This is a genomic window from Fontimonas thermophila (assembly GCF_900113085.1).
GTDB lineage: Bacteria > Pseudomonadota > Gammaproteobacteria > Nevskiales > Nevskiaceae > Solimonas > Solimonas thermophila.
Genome location: NZ_FOOC01000013.1, coordinates 25,244 through 50,559, shown reverse-complemented (window position 1 = coordinate 50,559; position 25,316 = coordinate 25,244). Strand labels below are relative to the sequence as shown.

General features: G+C 65.5%; 21 protein-coding genes. 12 read left to right on the top strand and 9 right to left on the bottom strand.

From position 1 onward, the window contains the following. Positions 1-61 precede the first annotated feature (61 nt). Together BMZ48_RS11215 and BMZ48_RS11210 are read right to left on the bottom strand one after the other, a co-directional pair. Positions 62-1,219 carry an undecaprenyl-phosphate glucose phosphotransferase gene (locus BMZ48_RS11215; protein WP_091535196.1) on the bottom strand — a complete coding sequence of 386 codons (1,158 nt, stop codon included), beginning with the start codon at positions 1,217-1,219 and terminating at the stop codon, positions 62-64. Continuing rightward, positions 1,220-1,444, bottom strand: a complete 225-nt coding sequence (locus BMZ48_RS11210; protein ID WP_143383687.1) for a hypothetical protein — start codon at positions 1,442-1,444, stop codon at positions 1,220-1,222. Between the two features lie 312 nt (positions 1,445-1,756). Between BMZ48_RS11210 and clpB the strand changes: the two genes are divergently transcribed. Beyond that, complete coding sequence (gene clpB, locus BMZ48_RS11205; RefSeq protein WP_091535191.1) at positions 1,757-4,360, top strand: ATP-dependent chaperone ClpB; 2,604 nt, start codon at positions 1,757-1,759, stop codon at positions 4,358-4,360. Positions 4,361-4,551: 191 nt separating this feature from the next. Here the strand turns inward: clpB and BMZ48_RS11200 are convergent, their stop codons facing one another. Then, entirely contained in the window at positions 4,552-6,462 is a 1,911-nt protein-coding gene (locus tag BMZ48_RS11200) for a cytochrome c/FTR1 family iron permease (RefSeq protein WP_234981622.1), read from the bottom strand. 185 nt (positions 6,463-6,647) lie between these two features. On the opposite strand from BMZ48_RS11200, the gene mfd reads away from it, so the two are divergent. The 11 genes from mfd to BMZ48_RS11145 all read left to right on the top strand — a co-directional run bounded on the left by mfd (position 6,648) and on the right by BMZ48_RS11145 (position 20,415). After that, complete coding sequence (gene mfd, locus BMZ48_RS11195) at positions 6,648-10,100, top strand: transcription-repair coupling factor (RefSeq protein ID WP_436198147.1); 3,453 nt, start codon at positions 6,648-6,650, stop codon at positions 10,098-10,100. Between the two features lie 18 nt (positions 10,101-10,118). Continuing rightward, positions 10,119-10,724 (top strand): CsiV family protein, encoded by a 606-nt coding sequence (locus tag BMZ48_RS11190; protein ID WP_091535187.1) that lies wholly within the window; start codon positions 10,119-10,121, stop codon positions 10,722-10,724. Continuing rightward, positions 10,721-11,242 carry a hypothetical protein gene (locus BMZ48_RS11185; RefSeq protein WP_091535184.1) on the top strand — a complete coding sequence of 174 codons (522 nt, stop codon included), beginning with the start codon at positions 10,721-10,723 and terminating at the stop codon, positions 11,240-11,242. The genes BMZ48_RS11190 and BMZ48_RS11185 overlap by 4 nt, the downstream gene beginning before the upstream one ends. Before the next feature lie 64 nt (positions 11,243-11,306). Further along, on the top strand, positions 11,307-11,957 hold the full coding sequence (locus BMZ48_RS11180; RefSeq protein WP_159431162.1) for a TetR/AcrR family transcriptional regulator: 651 nt from the start codon (positions 11,307-11,309) through the stop codon (positions 11,955-11,957). Further along, a complete protein-coding gene (locus BMZ48_RS11175; RefSeq protein ID WP_091535179.1) occupies positions 11,954-12,970 on the top strand; it encodes a 3-oxoacyl-ACP synthase in 1,017 nt (338 codons plus the stop codon). The genes BMZ48_RS11180 and BMZ48_RS11175 overlap by 4 nt, the downstream gene beginning before the upstream one ends. A 125-nt stretch (positions 12,971-13,095) precedes the next feature. Next, the gene (locus BMZ48_RS11170; RefSeq protein ID WP_091535176.1) at positions 13,096-14,583 is read left to right on the top strand and encodes an acyl-CoA synthetase; all 1,488 of its coding nucleotides are present in this window, start codon (positions 13,096-13,098) and stop codon (positions 14,581-14,583) included. Then, complete coding sequence (locus BMZ48_RS11165; RefSeq protein ID WP_091535173.1) at positions 14,571-15,794, top strand: transporter; 1,224 nt, start codon at positions 14,571-14,573, stop codon at positions 15,792-15,794. Before BMZ48_RS11170 ends, BMZ48_RS11165 begins: the two co-directional genes overlap by 13 nt. Continuing rightward, positions 15,773-16,978 (top strand): transporter, encoded by a 1,206-nt coding sequence (locus BMZ48_RS11160; RefSeq protein WP_091535170.1) that lies wholly within the window; start codon positions 15,773-15,775, stop codon positions 16,976-16,978. The genes BMZ48_RS11165 and BMZ48_RS11160 overlap by 22 nt, the downstream gene beginning before the upstream one ends. Further along, positions 16,975-18,432 (top strand): chitobiase/beta-hexosaminidase C-terminal domain-containing protein, encoded by a 1,458-nt coding sequence (locus BMZ48_RS11155; RefSeq protein ID WP_091535168.1) that lies wholly within the window; start codon positions 16,975-16,977, stop codon positions 18,430-18,432. The genes BMZ48_RS11160 and BMZ48_RS11155 overlap by 4 nt, the downstream gene beginning before the upstream one ends. Next, positions 18,429-19,193 (top strand): acetoacetyl-CoA reductase, encoded by a 765-nt coding sequence (gene phbB, locus BMZ48_RS11150; protein ID WP_091535165.1) that lies wholly within the window; start codon positions 18,429-18,431, stop codon positions 19,191-19,193. Before BMZ48_RS11155 ends, phbB begins: the two co-directional genes overlap by 4 nt. A gap of 4 nt (positions 19,194-19,197) precedes the next feature. Continuing rightward, positions 19,198-20,415, top strand: a complete 1,218-nt coding sequence (locus tag BMZ48_RS11145) for an MFS transporter (RefSeq protein ID WP_091535162.1) — start codon at positions 19,198-19,200, stop codon at positions 20,413-20,415. Positions 20,416-20,501: 86 nt separating this feature from the next. On the opposite strand, the gene BMZ48_RS11140 is transcribed toward BMZ48_RS11145, so the two are convergent. The 6 genes from BMZ48_RS11140 to BMZ48_RS11115 form a co-directional block, all read right to left on the bottom strand. Then, on the bottom strand, positions 20,502-21,866 hold the full coding sequence (locus BMZ48_RS11140; RefSeq protein WP_091535212.1) for a DUF1329 domain-containing protein: 1,365 nt from the start codon (positions 21,864-21,866) through the stop codon (positions 20,502-20,504). Positions 21,867-22,051: 185 nt separating this feature from the next. Next, positions 22,052-22,837, bottom strand: a complete 786-nt coding sequence (locus BMZ48_RS11135) for an S-methyl-5'-thioinosine phosphorylase (RefSeq protein WP_234981620.1) — start codon at positions 22,835-22,837, stop codon at positions 22,052-22,054. Beyond that, positions 22,834-23,391, bottom strand: a complete 558-nt coding sequence (locus tag BMZ48_RS11130) for a hypoxanthine-guanine phosphoribosyltransferase (protein WP_091535157.1) — start codon at positions 23,389-23,391, stop codon at positions 22,834-22,836. Before BMZ48_RS11130 ends, BMZ48_RS11135 begins: the two co-directional genes overlap by 4 nt. Before the next feature lie 13 nt (positions 23,392-23,404). Then, positions 23,405-24,385: a beta-N-acetylhexosaminidase gene (gene nagZ / locus BMZ48_RS11125; RefSeq protein ID WP_234981619.1), complete on the bottom strand. Its 981-nt coding sequence runs from the start codon at positions 24,383-24,385 to the stop codon at positions 23,405-23,407. Next, on the bottom strand, positions 24,369-24,845 hold the full coding sequence (locus tag BMZ48_RS11120) for a L,D-transpeptidase (RefSeq protein WP_091535152.1): 477 nt from the start codon (positions 24,843-24,845) through the stop codon (positions 24,369-24,371). Before BMZ48_RS11120 ends, nagZ begins: the two co-directional genes overlap by 17 nt. Continuing rightward, entirely contained in the window at positions 24,835-25,314 is a 480-nt protein-coding gene (locus BMZ48_RS11115) for a CYTH domain-containing protein (RefSeq protein ID WP_091535149.1), read from the bottom strand. The genes BMZ48_RS11120 and BMZ48_RS11115 overlap by 11 nt, the downstream gene beginning before the upstream one ends. Positions 25,315-25,316 lie beyond the last annotated feature (2 nt).

Here is a 25,316-nt window from a genome sequence, read left to right as displayed (position 1 = left end):
AGCCATTGGCTGGCAAGGAGAGAACGAGTTTGACAGCGCCAATCGCGCGGACCCCAGCCCGCTAGAACGCGTTGCGATCACGCAGAATCATCAGCAGGGTCATGAAGATGATTTTGATGTCCAGCCAAGGCGTCCAGCGGCGGATGTAGTCGAGATCGTAGCGCAAGCGCTCTTCCATGCTGGCCAGTTCCGCGGTCGGCCCCCGCAAGCCGTTGACCTGGGCCCAGCCGGTCAGGCCCGGCTTGACCTTGTGGCGCAGCATGTAGCGCTTGACAGCCTTGCGGTAGTACTCGTTGTGCTGCACGGCGTGCGGGCGTGGCCCGACCAGGCTCATGTCGCCGCGCACGACGTTCCACAACTGTGGCAGCTCGTCGATGGATGTGCGCCGGAGAAAACGCCCGACCCGGGTCACCCGCGGATCGTCACGCGACACCTGAACGATTCGATCCTCCGGATCGTTGATGCGCATCGTCCGGAATTTATAGACGACGAATTCCTGGCCGTTGAGCCCGTAGCGTTTCTGTCGGTAGAGAACCGGCCCTGGTGAATCCAGGCGCACCGCGAGTGCCACGAGCAAAAAGACCGGCGAGAGCACCAGCAGACCGAAGAAAGCCGCGGTGAAGTCGAAGACATGCTTGTACAGCCCATCGACGCCGAACAGCGGCGTCTCCGCCACCTTCAGGACCGGCACTCCCTCGATCTCGGAGAGCTCGGCACCGAGAATGTCGTACATTGCGAAGTTGGGCACGAAATAAACCGAGGCCGTGGTATCGCCAAGCTCGTCTGCGATTTCCAGCGCCCGTCCGATCCCCTGCTCCGGCAACATCACGAACACGACATCGATACCTTTGGCGCGGATGTATGGCGTGAGATCCGCGATTCTGCCGAGGTGTGGTGCCATGCGTGATGCCACCCCGATGCGGGCATCGCCGCGGTCATCGAAAAATCCTTCGAGCCGGTAGAAGTCCGATTCCTGCAGACTGCGTGCGAGTAGCTGCGCCGACTCATTGGCAAAGACGATCACCGCGCTGCGCTGGGCGATCGCATGCGGCACGAACCGGCGTGCGAAGCCACGCGCAAGCAGATTCAGAGCGGCAAGCGCGGCCGGTGTCATCACGATCCAGGCGGTCATGATCACACGCGAAAAGTAGCTCGAATACTTGGCGACGTAGGCGATAAACAGCAGCAGACCGACGATCACCGCCCAGGTGTAGAGCACCTATGTACCAATCGAGCCGGGGCGCCCCATGTGCCAGGCGGCGAGCAGATCGAACCGCCCCAGCATCAAGAACGAAAACGCAGCAGCGAGCAGAGCCAGTACCCGGTACGGGGTCGATAGCTGTTCACCGTAGGCGCGGACGATCAATACGAGCAAACCGGTGACCACACCGCTGTACAGCAAGCCCTGAAACAGGGTCGCCGCCGTCCCACTCCTTGCCGTCACTGCCGATGTTCCGCGAATCCCAACACCCGACCACGCTTCGCTCACGTACCGATCCTCCACCATGCGTATCCCGGTCACAACCGCTCCGGGGGGCGGGAGCAGTGGTCTTTCCTCGATTGATCGGCCCTCCGCGGGGCCCCGTTATTCTGGTCATGCCGCACAGGGTGCCGACTCTTTTAGCGGCAAATCCCATACGGTACCGCCTGACTGTACGCCTTTCCGCGCACGCCGACAATTTGGCCCGGTCATACTTGAATTGCCGCCGCCCACCCGCATCTGTCGGGGCAAGATTGGTTTTTACGGAAACTCCCCATGCGAATGGACAAACTCACCCACCGCTTCCAGCAGGCGCTGGCCGATGCGCAGTCGCTGGCCGTTGGTCGCGATCATCCGGCGATCGAGCCGGTGCATCTGCTCACCGCCCTGCTCCAGCAGGACGGGGGTTCGACGTTGCCGCTGCTGCAGAACGCAGGCGTCAACATCGACCTGCTGCGCACACGCCTGGCCCAGGCTCTGGAACATCTGCCCCGGCTCGGCGAGGCCACGGGCGAGGTCACGATCTCACCCGAGCTCGCGCGGCTGCTCAATCTCACCGACAAGCTCGCGCAGCAGCGCAAGGATCAGTTCATCTCCACCGAGCTGTTCGTGCTCGCGGCCGTCGATGACAAAGGCCCGGCGGGCGAGGCCCTGCGCGCGGCTGGTGCGCGCAAGGAACTGATCCTCAAAGCCATCGAAACCGTGCGCGGCGGCCAGAGAGTGGACAGCCAGAATGCCGAGGAGCAGCGGCAGGCCCTCGATAAATACACCATCGACCTGACCGCGCGCGCCGCCAGCGGCAAGCTCGATCCGGTGATCGGGCGCGACGAGGAAATCCGGCGCGTCATCCAGGTGCTGTCCCGTCGCACCAAAAACAACCCGGCTTTGATCGGCGAACCCGGCGTTGGCAAGACGGCGATCGTCGAGGGTCTGGCCCAACGCATCGTCAACGGCGAGGTACCGGAGTCCCTCAAAAACAAGCGCCTGCTGTCGCTCGACCTGGGCGCACTGATCGCCGGCGCCAAGTTCCGTGGCGAGTTCGAGGAGCGCTTGAAAGCCGTACTCTCCGACCTCGCCAAGCAGGAAGGCAACGTCATTCTGTTCATCGACGAGATCCATACGCTCGTCGGCGCCGGCAAGGCAGAAGGCGCGATGGACGCGGGCAACATGCTCAAACCCGCGCTCGCGCGCGGCGAGCTGCACTGCATCGGTGCCACCACGCTCGATGAGTACCGCAAATACATCGAAAAAGACGCCGCGCTCGAACGCCGCTTCCAGAAAGTGTTCGTCGGCGAGCCGAGCGTGGAAGACACGATTGCGATTCTGCGCGGCTTAAAAGAGCGCTACGAAGTCCATCACGGCGTCGACATCACCGACGGTGCACTGGTTGCGGCGGCCAAGCTCTCGCACCGTTACATCACCGATCGCAACCTGCCGGACAAGGCCATCGACCTCGTCGATGAGGCGGCATCGCGTATCCGCATCGAGATCGACTCCAAACCGGAGGCGCTGGACCGGCTGCATCGCAAACTCATCCAGCTCAAGATCGAGCGCGAAGCACTCAAAAAAGAATCCGATGAGGGCGCCAAACGCTCGCTCGCCGCGCTGGAAGAGGAAATCGCCAAACTCGAACGCGAGTACGCCGATCTCGAGGAGAAATGGAAGGCCGAGAAAGCCCAGGTAGCCGGCAGCGCCGGCGTCAAGGAAGAGCTCGAGCGCGCGCGCATCGAGCTCGAGGCGGCGCGCCGCGGCGGCGATCTCGCGCGCATGGCCGAGCTGCAATATGGCCGTATCCCGGAGCTCGAGAAGCGCCTGGCGCAAAGCAGCAGCAATGGTGCGCCCAAACCCAAATTCGAACTGCTGCGCAACAGCGTAACCGAGGACGAGATCGCCGAGGTCGTCTCGCGCTGGACCGGCATCCCGGTTTCCAAGCTCATGGAGGGCGAGCGCGAGAAACTGTTACGGATGGAGAGTGCGCTGCACGAGCGGGTGATCGCCCAGGACGAGGCGATCACCGCCGTTTCCAACGCGATCCGGCGTTCGCGCGCGGGGCTCTCCGACCCCAACCGGCCGATCGGCTCCTTCCTGTTCCTCGGCCCCACGGGCGTGGGCAAGACCGAGCTGTGCAAGGCACTCGCCGCTTTTTTGTTCGACAGCGAAGATGCAATGGTGCGCATCGACATGTCGGAATACGGCGAGCGGCACAGCGTGGCCCGGCTGATCGGCGCGCCACCCGGCTATGTGGGCTACGAGGAAGGCGGCCAGTTGACCGAGGCCGTACGCCGTCGGCCGTACTCCGTCATCCTGCTCGACGAAGTCGAAAAGGCGCATCCGGAAGTGTTCAACGTGCTGCTCCAGGTGCTCGACGACGGCCGTCTGACCGACGGTCAAGGTCGCACTGTGGACTTCCGCAACACCGTCATCGTGATGACGTCGAACCTCGGCTCGCAGCTCATTCAGGAGATGATGAGCCGCGATGACCGTGACTACGCGGCGATCAAGGAAGCGGTGATGGGCGCGGTCTCGCAGCATTTCCGGCCGGAGTTCATCAACCGCATCGACGAGGTCGTGGTGTTCCACCCGCTGGGCTCGGCGCAGATCCGGCAGATCGCGCGTATCCAGACCCAGTACCTCGTGCGGCGGCTTGCCGAGCGCAACATCGACCTCCGCTTCACCGATGCGGCGCTCGACCGTCTCGCCCAGGCCGGCTTCGATCCGGTTTACGGCGCCCGCCCGCTCAAGCGCGCGATCCAGTCGCTGGTCGAAAATCCGCTTGCGCGGATGATCCTCGACGGCCGCTTCGCCGCCGGCGACCAGGTCGTCGTCGATGCGGTCGACGGCGAGCTGCGCTTCGAGCGCCAGCCGCAAAACCAGACGTAAGATCCGGTTGCGACGCCGGCATGCCGAGATCCCGGCATGCCGGCGTCATTCATCCTGCCTCGCAGACGCATGCGAGAACCAACCGAACCCACCACCTGCCCAAGCCCGCAAACGGCTTGCCTGATACGACGAGAGCGAGGTCCTGCGCGATCCAGGGCAGGAAAAGGGACCTGATCGCATCGATCAGGTTTTCAGGCGGTCCGTTGTGCCGCGATCCGCGCCGTATGGCGGTTCCAGGCAAACCCACCGATCAGCACAAGCACGACGGCGAGCTGTACGCCGATGCCCTGCCAGGTCGGATGGATGCCGAGCCAGTCGATACGCGGTGCATCGAGCGTGCGCACACCGATGACGCCAGCCTCTTGCAGCGCGGCGATACCCTTGCCGGCGAGCACGACGGTCAGCACCGCGACCAGCGCGGCACTGATGGCAAAAAACTGCGCGATCGGCAAACGCCGTGACCAGCGCAGCATGGCCCAGGCGATCGCCACGAGCAGCAGGGCCGCGGTCGTGGCACCGGCGACGATCGCGCGGTGCCCGCCCTGCGTCCACATCGCGGCGTAGAACAGGATCGTTTCGAACACCTCGCGATAAACGACGACGAAGGCCAGCAGTGCCAGAAACCAGGCCGAACGCTTCGACAAGGCTTGCGACAGCTTCTGCCGGACATACCGCTGCCAGGCGCCGGCCTGACTCTTGCCATGCATCCAGATGCCGACGAACAGCAACACCGCCGCGGCGAATAAGGCAGCGATACCCTCGGTCAGCTCGCGGCCGGCGCCGCTGATGCTGACGAGGTACGTCGCCACACCCCAGGTCGCCACACCCGCAGCCAGTGCCCCGATCCAGCCAATGTGCACGTAGGGCAGCACTTCGCTGCGCTCGGCTTTGCGCAGAAAAGCGACGATGGCCACGACGATCAGCAGCGCCTCCAACCCCTCGCGCAGCAGAATCGTCAAAGCCCCGAGGAAAGTCGAAAAGGCCTGCGCGCCATCGGCTGCATTCGCACCAAGGACGCGCTCGGTCTCGTCGAACAATCCAGCGACGGTTTGTGCCTGCGCTTCGACCTCGGAGGGCGCCGCGCCGCGGGCGATCCGTGCACGCAGCTCGGTCATCGCGGCTTCCACACGCGTGCGCAGTGCTGAATCGCGCGTGGCCAGCAAGGGTTCGATCGGCTCGAAACCATCGAGATAGGCCGACAGCGCCGCATCCGCCGCGGCGCGGCGATCACCGCTCGCATAGGCCTTGCGCATCCGATCGAGCCGCTCGCGGGCGATGGCCAGCCATTGACTACTGCCGGCGATGACGGCATCCGGTGAATGGCGCAGATAGGCCATCAGCGCCGTTGCCGGCTCAGGGCCCAGTGCGGTGGCGAGCGCAGCCGGCGTGGTCGCGCTCAGCGTCTTCAGATCGGGCAGCAGGCTGCGCCCGATCCCTTCGCGCCACAACGCGGCACCGCGCTGCGCCTGCTCTGGAGAAAAGGCAAGCCCGCCGACATAAAACGCCAGCGCCCAGCGGTCTTCCGCGGAGAGATGGGCAAAACTCGGCATCGCCGTACCGTCGAGGCCCTGCGTCGTCACCTGGTAAAGCGCCAGCAGGCTGCGTTCGGATGCGCGTTCGGCGTCGGTGAAGGCAATCGGTGGCGGATCCATGCCAGCGGCAAGCGGTCCGTCGCCAGCGCCCCGTGCACCGTGACAAGCTGCGCAGTGCTCGGCATAAAGCGCCTGTCCGCGGGCGAGATCCGGCGGCGCGGCTGGCGCCAGCACGATCGGGTAAGCCACGATCAGATCATCCGCCAGACTGCGCGCAGCTTGAGCGATGTGCTGCGGTTTGTGACGCGCATCGATCGCTGCGACCAGAGCCGCCGCCTGCGCCTGCAACTGCGGCGCAGCCTCAATCGCAGGCAGTGCCGCCAGCCGCTCGGCGACGGTGCGCGCGAACTCTTGCATCTCGGCGTATTCACCGGCATCGATGACGGCTCCCTGCTCATCGACCGCTCCGCGATAATCCACGGCGATGTAATCGAGCAGCCGCCAGATGGTCGCAACCGAGTCGGCAGAGGCGCTGGCATGGGCAGCGCCGGCGGAAAGCCACACGACCATCAAGATAAGAACCCACAGGACTCCCTGGAGCCGGCGCGCGAACGGATGCATCAATCGATATCCATGAGGCAAATGAGAATTAATTTCCATTTTATAGCCGGGAATTTCCCGATGCACGTCAACTGTCCCCATCAGCCCGGCACACCAAACCGCGCATGAGATAATCCGCCCCCTTTTCGTGCTCCATGCCGCAACGGCGGCGCGGCCCGCAATCCGCAATCACCGTGCGTTTCTCACCTTTGCATCCTCCACTGCCGTCGGTCGGTGCCCTCACCTGGCCCGCGCTCAGCGGCGCACCGGCCGCGCTCGCCGCCGCGATGGCGGCCCTGCGTCATCCCGGGCCCTGCGTCGTCCTCGTCGCCAACGAGCAACATGCCTACCGTCTCGAGCAGGAGCTGCGTTTTTTCTTGCCGGCCGAGCTGCCGCTGGTGCACTTGCCGGATACGGAGGTATTGCCCTACGACCAGTTCTCACCCCATCAAGAGATCCTGTCACAACGGCTGAGCGCGCTCTCACGCTTGCCGATGATGCGACGCGGAGTGCTGCTGACCACGGCCGACCAGCTGATCCAGCGCCTGCCGCCGCGACACTGGCTCGACAGCCGCAGCTTCGAACTGCGCGTTGGCGACACGCTCGACCCCATCGCCTTCCGCGAACGGCTCGTCGCCGCTGGCTACCAATCGGTGTCCGAAGTGCAGACCCAAGGCGAATTCGCCGTGCGCGGCGCACTCATCGATCTGTTTCCGATGGGCAGCGAGGCGGCGTACCGCATCGACTTGTTCGACGATACGATCGAAACGATCCGCACCTTCGATCCGGAAACCCAGCGTAGCCAGGACAAGGTCAGCGCGATACGGCTGCTGCCGGCGCGTGAATTCCCGACCGACAAGGTAGGCATCGAAACCTTCCGCGGTAACTATCGTGAAACCTTCGCCGGCGACCCCGCACGCTCGCGCATCTACAGCGAGGTGAGCAAGGGTTTGATGCCCGGCGGCATCGAAGCCTGGCTGCCGCTGTTCTTCGAAAACCGCACAACGGCCGCACTGACCGATTATCTGCCCGAGGATGCCCTGCTCATCGCGCTGGACGATCTCTCCGCCGCGCTGGCGGAAGACTGGCGGCAGATCGAAGAGCGCTACGAACGCTACCGCGGCGATCTGGAACGCCCGCTCCTCAAACCCGCGGAGCTGCTCCGAACGCCGGCGCAGGCGCTCGCCGATCTCGAGCGCTTCGCACGGATCACGGTCGCAACCACCGACGGCAGTGACGACAGCGGCGTGAGCCTGCTCGAACGCGGCGCCGATGCAACACGTGCGCTGTTGCGCACATCCGAAGATCGCGTGCTGTTCGTCGCCGAATCACCGGGGCGACGCGAGGCGCTGCTGGCCTGGCTCAAGCCGCTGGGCATTCTGCCGCGCGACTATCCCGACTGGGCGGCCTTTGTCAGCGACGGCAAGCGCTACGGCCTCACTCTCGGCCCGATCCAGGACGGTTTTCGCCTAACCGCGGCCGGCATCTGCGTGGTGACAGAGGCGCAGATCTTCGGGCTGCATGCACCCACGCAACTGCCCCGCCGCCGCGCCCGCGTGCGCGATCCGGACACGATACTGCGCGATTTATCGGCGCTGGTGCCCGGTGCACCCGTCGTCCACGTGCAGCACGGCATCGGCCGCTATCGCGGATTGCAGAAACTCGATGCCGGCGGCATCGAGGCCGAATACCTGGTCCTGGAATACGCCAACGACGGCAAGCTGTATGTGCCGGTTGCCTCGCTCAACCTGATCCACCGCTATACCGGCGGCGAAGCGGAAACGGCGCCGTTGCACAGCCTGGGATCGGACCGCTGGGCCAAGGCCAAGGCACGCGCCCGCGAGAAAGCGCACGATGTCGCCGCCGAGCTGCTGCAGATCCAGGCGCGGCGCATGGCCAAACCCGGCCTGGCGCTGACATTCGATGCGGCCGAGTACCAGCGCTTCTGCGCAGGCTTTCCGTTCACGCCCACGCCGGATCAGCAGAGCGCGATCGATGCTGTGCTCGACGACCTACGCGCGCCCAAGACCATGGACCGCGTCGTCTGTGGCGACGTCGGCTTTGGCAAGACCGAAGTCGCGCTGCGCGCCGCCTTCGTCGCCGCCAGCGGCGGCCGTCAGGTCTGCGTGCTGGCGCCGACGACGCTCCTGGTCGAGCAGCACGCCAAGAATTTTTCCGACCGTTTCGCTGGATTTGCGGTGCGCATCGCCGCGCTCTCGCGCCTGCGCTCGAGCAAGGAACAGGGCGAGATCCTCAGGCAGCTCGCCGACGGCACGATCGATATCGTCATCGGCACGCACCGCCTGCTGCAAGACGACGTGCAGTTCAAAAACCTCGGGCTCGTCATCGTCGACGAAGAGCACCGCTTCGGGGTGCGGCACAAGGAACGGCTGAAGAATCTGCGCGCCGAAGTCGATCTGCTCACGCTGACCGCAACACCGATCCCGCGCACGCTCAACATGTCGCTCGCCGGGTTGCGCGACCTGTCGATCATCGCCACACCCCCAGCCTCGCGCCTGGCGATCAAGACGCAGGTCTGCGAGTGGAACAACGCGCTGGTGCAGGAGGCCTGCCTGCGCGAGCTGCGGCGCGGCGGCCAGGTCTACATCCTGCACAACGAGGTGAGCGACATCGACAACTTCGCGCGCAAGATCCAGGAGCTGGTACCCGAGGGCAGCGTCCGCTACGCCCATGGCCAGATGCGCGAGCGCGAACTCGAGCAGGTCATGCTCGATTTTTATCATCAGCGCTTCAACATCCTGGTGTGCTCGACGATCATCGAATCGGGCATCGACGTACCCAGCGCCAATACCATCATCATCGACCGCGCCGACCGCTTCGGCCTGGCGCAGCTCCACCAACTGCGTGGCCGCGTCGGCCGCAGCCATCACCGCGGCTATGCCTATCTGATGATCCCGAGCCGGCGCGCACTCACTCCCGATGCGGCACGTCGTCTGGAAGCGATCGAAACGCTCGGCGATCTCGGCTCGGGTTTTGCGCTGGCCACCCACGACCTCGAGATCCGCGGCGCCGGCGAGCTGCTCGGCGCCGAGCAGTCCGGACAGATCGAAGAAATTGGCTTTACGCTCTATGCCGAGCTGCTCGGCCGTGCGGTCAAGGCGATCAAGACCGGCAAACTCGACGATGCGCCATTCGGCGAAACCGAATGCGAAGTGGATCTCGGCGCTGCCGCGCTGATCCCCGACGACTACATCCCCGACGTGCACATGCGATTGACGCTGTACAAGCGCATGGCCGAGGCCCGCAGCGAGGATGCACTCTCCGAGCTCAAGGTTGAAATGATCGACCGGTTCGGCAATCTGCCGCCGGCCACCGAGCGCATGTTCGAGGCGGCATCCCTGCGTATCGCCGCGCATCAACTCGGCCTGTTGCGTCTGCGCGCAACCAGCCGGGTGATCACGCTGGAATTCGGCAAGGAGGTGCGCATCGACACGGTCAAGCTGATTCGCCTGATCCAGAGCCAGCCGAAAACCTACAAGCTGGAAGGCCAAGCACGTCTGCACTGTTACGGCGATTTCGAACGTGTCGAGACCCGTGCACCGCGCGCTGCCGAGCTGTTGGCTACACTGCGCCCGCAAGCGCCGTGACCGCATGAAGGAAGACGCATGAAACGCTGGATCGCCAAGAGCCTGCTCGTGCTGCTGGCGGCATCGAGCCTGCCCGCCGCCGCCGACACCTACCGCGTCGATCTGATCGTCTTTCTCGACAAATCCGCCACGACCGAAGCCGGTATGGCAGCGCAGGCGCCCTCCACCGATAATGCAATTGCGCTCGATGACCGCGCAACGCTTGCGGCTTTTGGCATCCGCATCCTGCCGGACAGCGAATTCGGTCTGCAGGAGCAGTGGAACCGGCTGCGTAACGCCGCCCGTTTCCAGCCGCTTGTGCGTCTGGCCTGGACCCAGACCGACCCACCATCGGAACGCGGGCCGGCCCTGCAGATCCGTCATGGCCAGAGCTTCGCCGCCACCGACGCACAAAACCTCAGCAGCTATCTGACTGCGCCGGTCGAGGGCAGCGTCGCGCTGCTGCTCAACCGCTACCTGCAACTCGATGCCGACCTGCGCTACACCGTACCGACCGCGCAAGGCCTTCGGGTCTATCGGTTGCAGGAACGGCGGCGCATGCGGCGTGACGAACTGCACCATCTCGACAGTCCCAAACTGGGCATACTGGCGCGGGTGCAACGCGTGGAGGAAACCCGCCGATGAAACTGCGCGTGCCCGTGCTGTGGATCGTCCTCGTGCTGACGGGCTGCGCGACTGACGCGGTCCAGACGGCCACGCCAGCAGATCCCTACCCGCCGGATGCCTGCCGCATCGCCGATGCCGACGTCGCCGTCCTCGAACTCGCGCCGACACCGGCGTCTGCGCCGGACGACCCGGCCGCGTTTGCCCGGAGTCTGCCGATCGACCGCAGCCTGACCCGCGCCGCGCGCTGGCAGCACCAGGCGCAAGGCTGGTCCTCCCTGACCTTGATCCTGCAATCCGCGGGAGCCCGATCCCTGTCGCTGCATCTGAGCGACCTGAAGCTGCCGCCGCGCACGCAGATCTGGTTCTGCTCGCCCGACGGCCGTCTGCGCCACGGCCCTTACCGCGAAGCCGCCGGTAGCGAGCTGTGGACGCCCATAGTCCCCGGCGAACGCGCCCTGCTGCAAATCTGGACCCCGACCGCAGCGCACCGTCAGCTTACGGGCCGGCTCGCCGACGCCCAGGGCGGATACCGCTGAACCACCTCTGCGCTTGACGCAGACACGAACCCGTGACCAAGATATGAGACATGACTCATCTGTCATGTTTGACCCTGCGATGACCGCCGGCGCTTCAGCGGCTGCCCCCAAGGCCAAACCCGCGACCGCGCGCGGCGAGGCCACCCTGCGTCGCCTGCTCGATGCCGCCGAGGCCGAATTCGGCGAGCGCGGCTTTCATGCCGCCTCGGTCAGCTCGATCACCGCCCGCGCCAAGGTCAGCCAGGGCACGTTCTATATCTACTTCCCGAGCAAGGAGGCGATCTTCGGCGCCGTCGTCCGTGCAATCGGCCATGCCTTGCGCAAGCACATGGCCCAGGCCAGTGCCCGGCACGCCGATCGCCTCCACGCCCAGCGCGCCGGACTCGAGGCGTTTCTGGAATTCGTGCAACGCCACCCCGGGCTATATCGCATCGTGCAGGAGGCGCAGTTCGTCGACGAAGCCGCGTTCCGCGAGTACTACGAGCGCCTTGCCGAAGGCTATGCACGCAGCCTCGCCCGTGACGCCGCAGCAGGAGCGCTCGCGCCCGGGGATGCCGAGGTGCGCGCCTGGGCGATCATGGGCCTGGGCCACTTCCTCGGCCTGCGCCATTGCCTGTGGCGCAATAGCCTGCCGCCGCCCCAGGTTCTCGATGCGGCGATGGACTTCATCTGCTCGGGCATCGCCCCGCGCCCGGCCCAGACCGATCGGCCATGATCCTGCGCGGACTCGGGATTTATCTGCCCGCGACACGCTGGACCGCCGCGGACATCGCCCTGCGAAGCGGCGTGCCGGAAGCGATCGTGCGCGACAAACTCGGCATCCACGGCAAAACCGTGCCGGGGCCGGATGACCACAGCAATGCCATGGGCATCCGCGCGGCACGCGCGGCGCTCGCCGATGCCGACATTGGCGCCGCACAGATCGATGTGCTGATCTCGATCACCGAGGAGTACAAGGAATACCCGGTCTGGACAGCCGGCATCCATGCCGCCCACGCGCTCGGTGCACACCGCGCCTATGCATATGACCTTGGTCAGAAATGCGGCACCGCCGTGCTCGCCCTCAAGCTCGCACGCGACACGCTCGCGGCCAATCCCGATCTGAATCACATCCTGATCGCCGGCGGTTACCGCAACGGCGATCTCGTCGACTACCGCGATCCCGCCACCCGTTTTCTCAACAACCTTGCGGCCGGCGGTGGCGCTGCCGTCGTATCGCGCGACGGCCCCGGCTTCGAGATTCTGGGCGCCGCCTTCCACACCGACGGCAGTTTCGCCGAAGACGTGATCATCCCGGTCGGCGGTACGCGCGAGGTGCTGCGCGCAGACAATCTCGCGCGTTACCGCTTCCACGTCCCCGACCCGGCGGGCATGAAGGCGCGCCTGGAGCAACGCTCGCTCGACAACTTCGTCCACGTGATCGAGCAGGCCTGTGCGCGCAGCGGCATTGCCCCGCATGCGCTTGCCTACGTTGCGATGCTGCACATGAAGCGTAGCGCGCACGAAGCCGTGCTCGAGCGCATCGGCGTCGATGCCGGGCGCTCGATCTACCTCGCCGACTACGGACACATCGGCCAGATCGATCCGCTGCTCTCGCTCAAGCTCGCACGCGACCAGCAGCGCCTGCGCGACGGCGATGTCGCCGTGCTTTGTGCGGCCGGCATCGGCTACGTGTGGAACGCCATCTGCGTGCGCTATCGGAGAAATGCCCCGGTGCCGATGGCTTAAGCCACAGTCCCACAAAACCCAAACCGCGAACGCACACCGTGCGTATGGAGGATCGATGAACAAAACCACACCCGCTGCCCGAGCACGACGCCCTCGCGCTGGATCTGCGGTGGGCTGAGGCAACCATGAACCCCGACATCGCCGCTGCCCGCGCGCGGTTGACGCCGCAACGCCCCGCCCTGCAGTTTCGCGGGCGCTGGTACTGCTACGCCGAACTCGACCACCGCGCACAAAAGCTCGCCGTACGTCTGCATGCGGCCGGGGTGCGCCGGGGCGACCGTGTCGCGATCATGGCGACCAACCATATCGCCCACGTCGATCTGCTGCTGGCAGCGCCGCGGCTCGGGTATATCGCGACCCCCTTCAACACCCGCCTGTCGGCCGACGAGCAAACCCGCCTCGCCCGCTATGTCGAACCCGTGCTCATGCTGCACGACCACGCCTGTGCGTCGCTCGCCGCTGCCACCGGTGTACCGCTGCGCGCGCTCGACGACTACGAGGACTGGCTGGCCACGGCCGAGGACCGGGCGCTGCCCGATGCAGGCATCGGCGGCGAGGATCCGGCGATGCTGCTGTTCACCGGCGGCAGCACCGGATTACCCAAGGGCGCACTGATTCCACATCGCCAGTTGTTCTACAACGCCGTCAATACCTGCTTTTCGTGGGGCGTCGGCGAACACGATTGCGCGATCCAGGCCACACCGGCCTTTCATGCCGCATTCAACGTGCTGACCACGCCGCTTTTGCACGCCGGCGGACGCGTCATCCTCCAGGAAGGTTTCGAGGCCGGCGAGTACCTGCGTCTGGTCGAGCGCGAGCGCGTGACCCTGATGTTCCTCGTGCCGACCATGTTCCAGATGCTCGCGGAACACGCCGACTTCGCCACCACCGATTTCTCCAGCGTGCGTTGGACGATCTCCGGCGGCGCGCCCTGCCCGGAGCCTGTGCAACAAGCGTTCCGCGCCCGTGGGGTGCGTTTCAAACAGGGGTACGGAATGACCGAAGCAGGCGTCAATTGCTTTGCGATCGATGTCGAGGAGGCGCAACGCCGTCCCGACTCTGTCGGCAAACCCGTCCTGCACGCACAGGCCGTCATCCGCGCAGCGGATGGCCAACCCGTGGCGCGCGGCGAGATCGGCGAGCTGACATTGGCCGGGCCGCATCTGATGCTGGGCTATTTCCGCCGCCCCGAGGAAACGGCGCAAACGCTGCGCGACGGCTGGCTGTGGACCGGCGATCTCGCGCGCGAGGACGCCGACGGTTTTTTCTACATCGTCGGCCGGCGCAAGGACATGTACATCTCCGGCGGCGAGAACGTCTATCCGGCGGAAGTCGAAGCGGCACTCGCGCAATGCGCCGGCGTCGCCGAATGCGCCGTCGTCGGCGTCCCCGATTCGCGCTGGGGCGAGGTCGGGCTGGCCGCCGTGCGTCTCGCCCCCGGCGTGCAGATGGACGCGCAAACCCTGCGCGCCGCGCTCAAGCAGCGCCTGGCCGGTTACAAGGTGCCCAAACACGTGCTGTTTCTCGAAAGTCTGCCCAAGAGCGGAGCCGGCAAGATCCTCAAATCGGAGATCCGCCGCTTGTTCGAACAGGAGAACGGATGCGTCCACTGAATCCATCGATGCGACGTCCGCGCAAATCATCGGGGTACCGGCAGGCGCTCGCCCTCGCCTGCCTGCTCGCGCTTCCTGCCGCACACGCCGAGGACGTCACGCTCGGCCGCTATCTGCCACTGTACCCCGGCTTGTATCTGGACCTCGGTCATCTGCGGGATGCGCGCGACCGGGTTTTTGATCAGAACGGCGACGAGCGCGACACCGCGCTGCCCACGCTCGCGGGCAAGACCGAGTTGCCTCTGCGCGAAACCTACGCGCGCTTTGCCTGGACCTTCCCGCTGTTCGAAAGTCAGGGCCTGCCGTTTTTCTCCTCGCGGCTGCACACCGCACGCGTGACGCTGCGCCATGTACAGACCCAGACAGACGGCGCACTCGCCGGCTACGTCGATGCGCAAGCCGACCTCAAGCGGGAAGGCAGCGGCGTTGGTGATACGACGCTCGAATTCGGCAGTTTTCTCTGGGGCAGCAGCAACTGGCGCAGCGAGGACAGCGTGCCTGGCAACGCCGGCCTGCTGTTGCTGGGGATCAACGTACCGACCGGGGTCTACGAGCACGAGGCGCCCACCAATGCCGGCAGCAATCATTGGGCCTTTCACGCCCGGCTGGGCACCGCCTGGCGCCCGTGGCAGAGCGCGATTCTCGAAGCTGGCGGGGGTTACCGCATCCACCTGCGCAACTACGAGCCCCAGTTCGGCGGACTCGCGCCGGCCGAGCAAGGCGATGAGGTCTGGGTTGATCTGAGCCTCGACCAGCGCTTGCGGCCGGGGCTGCACCTGACCCTGTCGCTCACTGAACGCCGCGGCGCCAACAACCGCTACGAGGATCCGCAGTTCGCACCCAATGCGCCAGAACCACCGAATGCGTCTTCGGACACCGTACCGACGCCGGGCACGTACACCGACAAAGGCACATCATTGCGCACGGCCACGATCGCACTCAGCGGCTTCATCGGTCAGCGCTGGCTGCTCAGCCTGAGCTGGACACACCCGCTGGCCGGCAAAAGCGGAGCTTTCGATCTGCCGTTCACCAACCGCCAGCCCGCCGGCTGTATCGAGGGCGCGGCGACCTGCAGCCAAACCCCCGGCGAAACGGTCACGGTCGATGGTCTGGGCCCTGCGCGCAGCTATGCCTCGGACCGCTTTGTGCTCAGTCTGCGCCACAACTTCGGACAAGGAGACGCGTTCCCATGCACCGGTTGCTCGCGCTGATCCTCGCCTTGAGCGTGCCAGGCCTCGCCCAGGCCGGCATCGTCTTCACCCCGCATCTCTCCGAGTACGCCCGGCTCGCACCGGGCCAGTACACCGAGTTCACGCTGATCACCACCGAAATCGAAGAGATCTACGACCGCAACGGCCGCAAGGTGCACACCGGCGCCCCTTTCATTCCGCCCGGCGACAGTGTCGATGCGACATTGCTGCTGCTCAAGTATTTGTGGATCGGCAACCTCTTCCGCGATTCGGAGATCGGCTTTTTACGCGACCGCCCGCAGTTCTGCCGCATCATCGGCACGCTCGGTCATCAACAGGCCACCGGCAATGCCGTCAGACGCGGGCTCACCGCCGGCCAGCACTCCGGTGCCAGTGGTCTGGGCGATCTGTTCGGGCTGTGCGGCATCTACGGCCTCGAACACCGCTACGGACCGCTGAAGTTCAACGGCTTGTTCGGCACGACGGTGAAGTTCCCAATCGGCCGCTACGACACCGACTCGCTGCTCAACACCGGCACCAACTACTGGAGTGTGATTCCACAGCTCGCCGTGCATGCCGAGCTGTTCGGCCGGATCTACCTGGACGGGACGGTCGCCTGGCAGTTCAACGGCGACAATGATGAGCCTGCGTTCGGTGGCCTGACCCCGACCGATCCGGCGGACGTGCGCAATCTCGAAGTCAATCTCGCCTGGAAATTCAGCGAGCACTGGTTTGCCGACATCGGCTGGTCATACCGCGAAACCATCGGCCCCAACCGCTACGACAAATTCACGCTCAATCTGCGCGACCAGCCGCTGCCACCGACGACGGCCTGCAACAGCACCCAGGCCCTGCTCGGTTTTTCGATCCCGGATGCGCTGTGCAACTCGCTCGAGTTCTTCTATCTCGAGCCACGGCCCGGTCCCTATCGTGACCGCGGCATCAAAGGCACCTTGCTGACTGCGGGCCTCTACTACATCTACCGCACCTCGACCGTCCTCAATCTGCGCGTCGCACAACCGATCTCTGGTCGTGGTGGCCAGATCGATGCCGTCTATGACGTCTACGCGATGCCGCCGGATTCGCCGGGCGCAGCACCGATCTCGCAACTGGTCTCGACACAGAACGCCGTGCAGGAAGCAGCCTCGGTCTCGGCCTCACCTTACCTCGAGCTGCGGCTCGTCTATCTGTTCTGGGCACCATGAACGCACATCATTTGCGGAAAACCGGCACAAGGCTTTTTGTCGCGCTGGCCGCGGGGTTCATACTCGCCGCGTGTGCGCCACGTGAGTGGCTGCTGCCGAAACTCGGCATCGAGCCGCCGCGTCTGCACGATTTCCCGGCGGACTACCAGCCTCCGATCTCGGCCCAGACCGGACAACCCATGCCGGGCTTCGGCGGCGGCGGAACGGCATTGCCGCAGACGCCGGTGATTTTCGTCCATGGCAACACCGTCTCGGCGCGCTACTGGCTGCCGGCACGGCGTTACTTTCTCGACGCCGGCTACCCGGTCAATGCGCTCTGGGCGCTCGGCTATGGCTGGGACAATGTGCGCTATTTCGACAGCAACGATCTGTCGGTTGACAGCATCGAGCGCATCGTCGACAGCGTCACCGCCTATCTGTCCAAGACCACGGGCCGCGAGATCCGGCAAGTGGACATCGTCGCGCACTCGCTCGGGGTGACGTTGGTGCGTCAATGGATGCTGCAGACCAACGGCTGGCACCGCGTGCGCAACTTCGTCGGTGCCTGCGGCGCCAACCACGGCGTCTGGACGGCGTGGCCCGATGCCCGTGGGCAGAACCGCGTCGTGTCCTTCGAGCTGGCGCCCGGCAGTCCCTGGCTTGCACAACTCAATCGCCACGGCGAAACGCCGGGCCATACCCGCTACATGATGCTCTACGACGGAACCGGCTGGGCCGATGTCCTGTTTCCCAAGCCCAGCGAGGACAGCCCGGCCCTCGATGGCGCCTACAACATCGCCTACAACCGCGAGCACGGCACGTACTACGACCATCTCGAACTGCCCCGCGTGCCGGAAACGATGCGCGCGATCGTGGACTTCCTGCGCGCTGCGGCGGAACCTCTGCCGCAGGCCGAACCGCCGACGATCGTCCGCGAGGGCAATGTGCTGCGTGCAAGTCAAGAAGATGCCCAGCTCCATTGCACCGATGACCGCCGCTATCCCAATGCCGCCATGCCACCGGTCCGCGAACAACCGCTCGCCGCGAACCGGCTCTACACCTGCTATGCGCACAACCCGCGTAGCGGGCTGTCGAGCCCGATGGCGCGCTACATGCGCAGCGATCCCGGCGAGATCCGTCGCAGCGCACCGAATCTGCGCGCAAGCCCGCCACCGGGAAGCTACGAACAGCCGCAGCGCATTCGCCTCGAAACCGACGATCCGCAGGCTTTCATCGTCTATAGCATCGCCGGGCCGCCGGAATCTGGCTCGCCGCTCTACACCGAGCCGATCTACATCGCCGGCCCGGTCCGGCTGCAGGCACTGGCGATCGCGCCGGACGGAAGCACCAGCGCACCCCTCGTGCTCGACTACGACATCAGCCTCGAGCTGATCGAGGCACGCCGCACTCTGCAACGCCAGCTCGAACCGGACACCCCCGTGCATTACACCGCCCAGCGCAGGAAAGGCCGATGACATCATTGCCCTCGCCCGCTTCGATGACCGCCATCGTCACCGGCGGCACCGGTGCCATCGGCACCGAGATCTGCAGGCAACTCGCCGCTGCCGGCCTGCGCGTCGTCGCGCTCGGCCATCCATCCGAGGCGGAGCGTATCCCGCAGTGGCAGCGCGCCTTATCCGAGGCCGGCTGCGACGTCGGCGTCGAGCTCGCCGACCTCGGCGATGCCGAGGCGGCCGCCGGTGCGATGCGTGCCGCACTGGACCGGCTGGGCAAAGCCGACGTGCTCGTCAATGCGGCCGGCATCACGCGCGACGCGCGTTTCGTGAAGATGACGCTGGATCAGTGGCGCGCCGTGCTGGCGAGCAACCTCGACAGCGTTTTCCACTGCACCAAGGCCGTCTTCGCGGACATGTGCGCGCGCGGCTTCGGCCGCATCGTCAACATCGCCTCGGTCAATGGTCAGAGGGGTCAGTTCGGCCAGACCAATTACGCCGCGGCCAAGGCCGGCATGCATGGCTTCACGATGGCCTTGGCCCAGGAAGGCGCGCGCTTTGGCGTGACCGTCAACACCGTGTCGCCCGGCTATGTGCGCACACCGATGACCGCAGCGATCAAACCCGAAGTCTTGCAGGGGATCGTCGCACAGATACCGGTCGGACGCATGGCCGAGCCCGCCGAGATCGCCCGCGTCGTCGCATTCCTGTGCGCACCGGAATCCGGCTACATCACCGGCGCCAATATTGCGGTGAACGGCGGCCTGTACATGTCGGCCTGACGCCATGACTCCACACGCAACCCGCACCCAGATTCTCGCCGTCATCGCATCGGCCCTCGGCTATTTCGTCGATCTCTACGACATCGTCATTTTTGGTGTCGTGCGCGTCGCCTCGCTCGCCGATCTCGGACTCACCGGCGATGACAGCACGCGCTGGGGCATCATCCTGTTGAACCTGCAGATGCTCGGCATGCTCGTCGGCGGAGTACTCTGGGGCGTGATCGCCGACCGCCTCGGCCGACGCTTCGCCCTACTCGCCACGATTACGCTGTATTCGCTTGCCAACCTCGCCAATGCCTTTGTCACCAGCGTCGAGCAGTATGCCTGGCTACGCCTGCTCGCCGGCATCGGACTTGCCGGCGAACTCGGCGCCGGCGTGACCCTGGTCGCCGAGCTGCTGCCTAAGCACCGGCGTGGCTACGGCACCACCGTCATCGCATTTTTGGGGCTGCTCGGCGCACTGACGGCCTCGTTCAGCGGTGATCAACTGCCGTGGCGCTGGGCCTATGCGCTCGGCGGCGGCCTGGGCCTGCTGGTGCTGGCCCTGCGGTGGCGGGTGCTCGAAGAATCGAGCATGTTCGAGGAACAACAGGCCCGCGGCGGCGGACAGGCGCAGCTGCTGCTGACCCGGCCGCGGCTGCTGCTGCGTTATCTGGCGGTGATCGCGGTCGGCGTGCCGATCTGGTACGCCTCGGCGTTGTTCGTGAACTTCGCACCGGAATACGGCCGTGCCCTGCAACTGCCGGCCCCGCTGACCGTCTCCGAAGTTCTGCGCTGGCAATCCGTGGGCCTTGCGCTCGGCAGCGCCATGTCCGGAATCATCAGCGAATGGCTGCACAGCCGCCGCCGCGTCATAGCCGCGAGCCTGGCCGCGATGGCCGTCTTGACGCTGATGCTGCTACTCGGTGACGGCCACAGCGTGCACAGTTATTGCGTGATCATGGGCCTGATGGGATTGGCGCAGGGCTACTGGACGGTCTTCCTCGCCTGCGGTGCCGAGCAATTCGGCACCAATGTACGCGCAACCGTGGCGACATCCGTGCCCAACTTCGTGCGGGCCGCGACGGTGCCGGTCACCCTGGCACTTGGCGCCCTGATGCCGACGCTGGGGATCGTGCCGGCGACGCTGGCGATCGGCGCGGTGGTCTTTGCGCTCGCATCGGTCGCGCTGATCGGTCTGCGTGAAACCTACGGTATCGATCTCGACTACGCCGAGAACTAAACCCCATCGAACCCGCCGGCACCAGGAGCACAGGGAAAGCCTCGGGTCGGCGCTGTGTACTCCTGTGGACGGCGGAGTCGACGGGCTTACTTGAACGTCCGTTTCATGACGTTGCTCGGATCGAAATAGCTCTCGTCGAAATCGCGCTCGATCGTCTCGGGCGACTCGTTGTTCATCGAGTAGGCGATGTAGCGTCCCGACTGCAGGTCGTAGGCCGTCTCCATCGCCGGCGGCGCGACGAATGGTTTGTCATAGGCCTGGAACGTATGCATCTCCTGCCAGCGCCACAACTGGTCACGGTTGTCATACAGATCGACGAGCACGATGCCCCAGCTGTCTTCGTCAACGTAAAACACGCGGCGCTTGAACATGTGGCTCGTGCCTGGCCGCAGCGTTCCCTCGACGACCCAGACGCGATGCAGTTCGTAGCGCGGCAGGGCCTGGTTGATGTGGCCCTTGAGGATGATGTCCTTGTACTTGTATTGATCGCTGTGCAGCTTGTATGAGTTGTACGGAATGATCATTTCCTTCTTGCCGAGCAGCTTCCAGGTGTAGCGATCGGTCGCACCGTTGTAACCGTCGAGCTGGTCGTTCGTGCGCAAGCCGTCGGACGCCGTGCTCGGATTGTCGTAAGCGACGTTCGGCGCGCGGCGGATGCGGCGCTGGCCCGGGCTGTACTGCCAGGCGCGGCGTGGCTCGCGCACCTGGTCCATGGTCTCGTGCACCAGCGTGATCTGGCCGGCGAGACGCGGCGGATTGCGCACGATCTGCAGGAAGTAAATGATGATGTTGCCGATCGACTCCGGCGTTGCGGTGCGCGAGGCGTACGGGAACTTCACGTCCTCGGTGATCTCGACCAGCGTATAAGCCCCCGACGGCGTCACCGCCGCCTGGTTGTTCCAGCGCGCACCGCCAACGCCGCGATAGCGCAGCTTGTGGTTCCAGATCACCTCTTGCGCGGACTTGGGAATCGGGAACGGAAACCCGAGAATCGCCCCCTTGAGCGACTCGCCCTCGAATTCGAGGGTCGCGTTCAGCGCATTGCGGCGCGTGGCTTCATAGACGAAATCCGGAAAGGCCGCGGTGCGCCGGGTCTGATACACCTCGAGCCGATAGGTCGAGGGGTATCTTTCAAGCATCGCCAGTTGTCCGGCAGACAGCTTGTCGCGGTACTTCGCAACGTTGTCCTTGGTGATCGTGTATAGCGGCCGGTCGTCCGGAAACGGGTCGCAGTAACGCGAACCCTCGCCGCGGTAACACGGCGGTGACTGGGTCAACCCACCCTCCCAGGGAGGGATCGTCCCGTCGGCATTGCCGGCACGCTCGGCGCCGACCGGCGTCAGATCGCGACCCAGGCGGGCGGCCTCTTCAGGACTGACCTTGGCCGAGACCACCGAAGCCGACGCCAGAATCACACAACCCGCCGCCAGTGCGGCCCTGAATACACGCATGGTCTCCTCCTCGATGCGGGGCTCGGACCGACGATGCATCGCACTTGACGATCGCCTCGCGGGTCTGCCCTGCGGAAATGGTGACGCGTAGTGCGGCGTTGGGCAAGCGCTGGCCACGTACCAGCCTTGGCTTGCCCCGACGGGCATACCATCGCCGCCGGGCGATGCATGCACGATTAGACGGCTCAGCCCGTGGCGGTGGACAGCATGGGCAGCACCTCGGACAGAACGGCCCGCACCTTGCGCATTCCGGTTTCGATCGACTGTTCGATCTCGGCATGGATGCTGCCCAGACCTTTGACACCGGCCGCCCAGTTCACCGATACGGCGAGACAGGCGTAGTCGATTCCAAGCTCGGCGGCGAGTGCCGCCTCGGGCATGCCGGTCATACCGACCATGTCGGCGCCGTCGCGGGCCAGCCGGCGGATCTCGGCCGCGGATTCCAGCCGCGGCCCCTGGGTCACCGCCATCACGCCTGCGCCGGCAACCGCAACACCAGCGCTGTCGGCGGCGGCCTGCAAGGCCGCGCGCACCCGCATGGCATAGGGCTGCGTGAACTCGACGTGACGCAATGCAGAACCGTCGCGGCCATCGGAATAGGTGTGCGCCCGACCCCAGGTGTAGTCGATGAGGTCTTCCGGGATCGCGATCGCGCCGGGCGCAAACCATTCCGCGATCGCACCCACCGCGGCGATCGCAACGATCGTGCGAACACCGGCATGGTGCAAAGCCCACAGATTGGCGCGGTAATTGATCGCATGCGGCGGCAGCTTGTGGCCCTCGCCGTGGCGCGCGAGAAACAGCACCGGAATGCTGCCAACGCGCCCCAGCACCAATGGCGCACTGGGCGCACCATATGGCGTATCGAGGACGAGCCACCGTTCAATACTGAGCCCCGGCCACTGGTTCATGCCGGTGCCGCCGATGACGGCAACAAGGGATGACGGGGTGTGTGGATCGGATGTCGTCACGCTGTTTTCACCGCATAGATGGCCGGCAGTTGCCGCCAGTATTCCTTGTAATCCATGCCGCAGCCAAAGACATAACGATCTTCAACGGCAAGACCGATGAATTCGGCATGCGCGCCGGGGGCGCGACGACCATGCCGTTTTTCGGCCAACACCGCGACAGCGAGCGATGCCGGCGAAAACCCCTGCAGCGCACTGCGGATCGCCACCAGGGTGTGACCCTCGTCGAGAATGTCGTCGATCACCAGCACGTCACGGCTCTCGATGCGCGCGACATCCGGCTGGCGTTTCCAGACCAGGCCGGCGCCCTGGGTGGCGCCGCGATAGCGCGTCGCATGCAGGTAGTCGAGTTCGAACGGAAACTGCAGACGCGTGGTGATCTGTGCAGTGGCATGCAACCCGCCAATCATCACGCACAGCAGCAGCGGATTGCGCCCGGCGTACGCCGCGGTGATCGACTGTGCGAGCCGATCGTAGGCCTGCGCCACCGCACGCTCGTCGTGCAGGCAGTCCGCGTTTGCGAGCACACGCTGCGCTTCTTCCGGCGTCACACCCATCGCAGATCCTCCGTCACGGAACCCGCCGGTACAGGCGCTGCAGGCGCTGCGATGCCGCCCTGGACGGCTTGAGCGTCTTGAGCGCATCGAGCAAGCCGATGACCGCGGCCCGGTCGTTACAGACCGGCAACATGTCGCATCCGGCGGCGAGCGCCAGGCGTGCGCGCGCCTCCATCGTGCCGGCAACCGCGGCGCCGCCCATCGACAAATCGTCGCAGAACACGGCGCCCGCAAACCCCAGCTCCTTGCGCAGGATGCCGCGAATCCACCTGCGCGAGAGCGAAGCCGGCATCTCGTCCACGGCATGGTAGCGCACGTGCGCCATCATGATGGACTCGAGGCCGTCGGCGATCAGCGCCTGGAACGGCCGCAGATCGGCCGCGCGCAGCTCCGCCTCGGCACGCCGGTCCACCGGCAGCTCGACATGCGAATCCGCGCGCACTGCACCGTGCCCGGGAAAATGTTTGCCGGTCGCCACGAGACCCGCCGCATTGAGCCCGGCACGGAACTCCCGCGCGAGTGCGATGACGAGATCGGGATGGTCGGCGAACGCACGGTCGCCGATGACTGCGCTGACGCCATGGTCGAGATCGAGCACCGGCGCAAAGCACAGATCGATGCCGAAGGCCGACAGCTCGCGGCCGATGGTGAATCCGCAGTCACGCACGCTGCGCAGCGCCGCCGCCGGATCTTCCGCGTAGTGGCTGCCGAAGGTGCGCATCGCCGGGATGCGGGTGAATCCGACACGGAAGCGTTGCACGCGCCCACCCTCGTGATCGACCGCGAGCAGCAGCCGTGGCCTGCGCAGCGACAGGATCGCATCGCACAGCGCCTTGAGCTGTTCGTGGTCGCGGTAATTGCGGGTGAACAAAATCACGCCGCCGACCAGAGGATGACGCAGGATCTCGCGGTCTTCGTCGGTGAGCTCGAGCCCGCCGACATCGACCATCAAAGGACCCAGCGGTTGCGCGGATTTCTTATTCGTGGAGATCAACTTCGGTTCTCGGGGGGACGAGTTCGAACAACTCGATGATGTCTTCGTTGCGCAGCCGCACGCAGCCCTTGGACTGCGGCGTACCGAGCGTCTCGGCATACGGCGTGCCGTGCAGATAAATATAGCGACGGAAGCTATCGACACAGCCCAGCCGGTTGCGTCCGGGTTCACAGCCGCACAGCCAGAGGATGCGCGACAGGATCCAATCACGGCCCGGATAGCGCGCGTGCAGCGCCGGCGTCCAGATTTCCCCGGTCCAGCGGCGTGCACGTAACACCGCCCCCGGCGGCAAACCGGCGCCGATTTTCGCACGGATGTAGTGACGGCCGCGCGGAGTGCAGCCAGACCCTGCGATCTCTCCGGGGCCGTTCGCGGCGGTCGAGACCGGGTATTCGCGCAGCACACGCGCGCCGTCGATCAGACGCAGCCGCTGGCTGCCGAGATCGATGTCAATCCGCATCCGGCCAGCTCCGGTACGGATGCAGCGCGAGATACTGGTTGTAGTAGCGCTGATCCTCGGTGACCTCACGCCCCAGCCACGGCGGCCGCACGAAGACCTGATCCAAAGACGCGAGCTCGACCTCGGCGACGACGAGGCCGGCATTGTCACCGCCGAACTCGTCGATCTCCCAGGTCAGACCATCGCATTCCACGTAGTGGCGGATCTTGTCGATCCGGCCCACGCACAGCGTATCGAGCATCTCCCGGCCGTCTGCGTAGGGAATGTCGTATTCGTATTCGGTACGCGCGCGGCCAACGACCGCGGCTTTGATGTTCAGCGATGCCGCATTCCCCTGCAGCCGCACGCGCACCGAGGCGCGTCCTCCCTCGCCGCCCAGATAACCCTGGCGGATCTCGACCGAGCGGCGCACCTGCGCGCGCCAGCCCTGCCCGACGACGAGAAACTTGCGTTCGATCTCCAGTGCCATCG

What these genes read in the sequence shown, in the direction of transcription:
- clpB (WP_091535191.1), top strand. Translation starts at nt 1,757, where the DNA reads ATGCGAATGGACAAACTCACCCACCGCTTCCAGCAGGCGCTGGCCGAT.
- BMZ48_RS11185 (WP_091535184.1), top strand. Translation starts at nt 10,721, where the DNA reads ATGAAACTGCGCGTGCCCGTGCTGTGGATCGTCCTCGTGCTGACGGGC.
- BMZ48_RS11180 (WP_159431162.1), top strand. Translation starts at nt 11,307, where the DNA reads ATGTTTGACCCTGCGATGACCGCCGGCGCTTCAGCGGCTGCCCCCAAG.
- BMZ48_RS11130 (WP_091535157.1), bottom strand. Translation starts at nt 23,391, where the DNA reads ATGGGTGTGACGCCGGAAGAAGCGCAGCGTGTGCTCGCAAACGCGGAC.
- BMZ48_RS11190 (WP_091535187.1), top strand. Translation starts at nt 10,119, where the DNA reads ATGAAACGCTGGATCGCCAAGAGCCTGCTCGTGCTGCTGGCGGCATCG.
- BMZ48_RS11155 (WP_091535168.1), top strand. Translation starts at nt 16,975, where the DNA reads ATGAACGCACATCATTTGCGGAAAACCGGCACAAGGCTTTTTGTCGCG.
- phbB (WP_091535165.1), top strand. Translation starts at nt 18,429, where the DNA reads ATGACATCATTGCCCTCGCCCGCTTCGATGACCGCCATCGTCACCGGC.
- BMZ48_RS11165 (WP_091535173.1), top strand. Translation starts at nt 14,571, where the DNA reads ATGCGTCCACTGAATCCATCGATGCGACGTCCGCGCAAATCATCGGGG.
- BMZ48_RS11115 (WP_091535149.1), bottom strand. Translation starts at nt 25,314, where the DNA reads ATGGCACTGGAGATCGAACGCAAGTTTCTCGTCGTCGGGCAGGGCTGG.
- BMZ48_RS11140 (WP_091535212.1), bottom strand. Translation starts at nt 21,866, where the DNA reads ATGCGTGTATTCAGGGCCGCACTGGCGGCGGGTTGTGTGATTCTGGCG.
- BMZ48_RS11170 (WP_091535176.1), top strand. Translation starts at nt 13,096, where the DNA reads ATGAACCCCGACATCGCCGCTGCCCGCGCGCGGTTGACGCCGCAACGC.
- BMZ48_RS11200 (WP_234981622.1), bottom strand. Translation starts at nt 6,462, where the DNA reads ATGGTCGTGTGGCTTTCCGCCGGCGCTGCCCATGCCAGCGCCTCTGCC.
- BMZ48_RS11120 (WP_091535152.1), bottom strand. Translation starts at nt 24,845, where the DNA reads ATGCGGATTGACATCGATCTCGGCAGCCAGCGGCTGCGTCTGATCGAC.
- BMZ48_RS11145 (WP_091535162.1), top strand. Translation starts at nt 19,198, where the DNA reads ATGACTCCACACGCAACCCGCACCCAGATTCTCGCCGTCATCGCATCG.
- BMZ48_RS11175 (WP_091535179.1), top strand. Translation starts at nt 11,954, where the DNA reads ATGATCCTGCGCGGACTCGGGATTTATCTGCCCGCGACACGCTGGACC.
- mfd (WP_436198147.1), top strand. Translation starts at nt 6,648, where the DNA reads ATGCCGCAACGGCGGCGCGGCCCGCAATCCGCAATCACCGTGCGTTTC.
- BMZ48_RS11160 (WP_091535170.1), top strand. Translation starts at nt 15,773, where the DNA reads ATGCACCGGTTGCTCGCGCTGATCCTCGCCTTGAGCGTGCCAGGCCTC.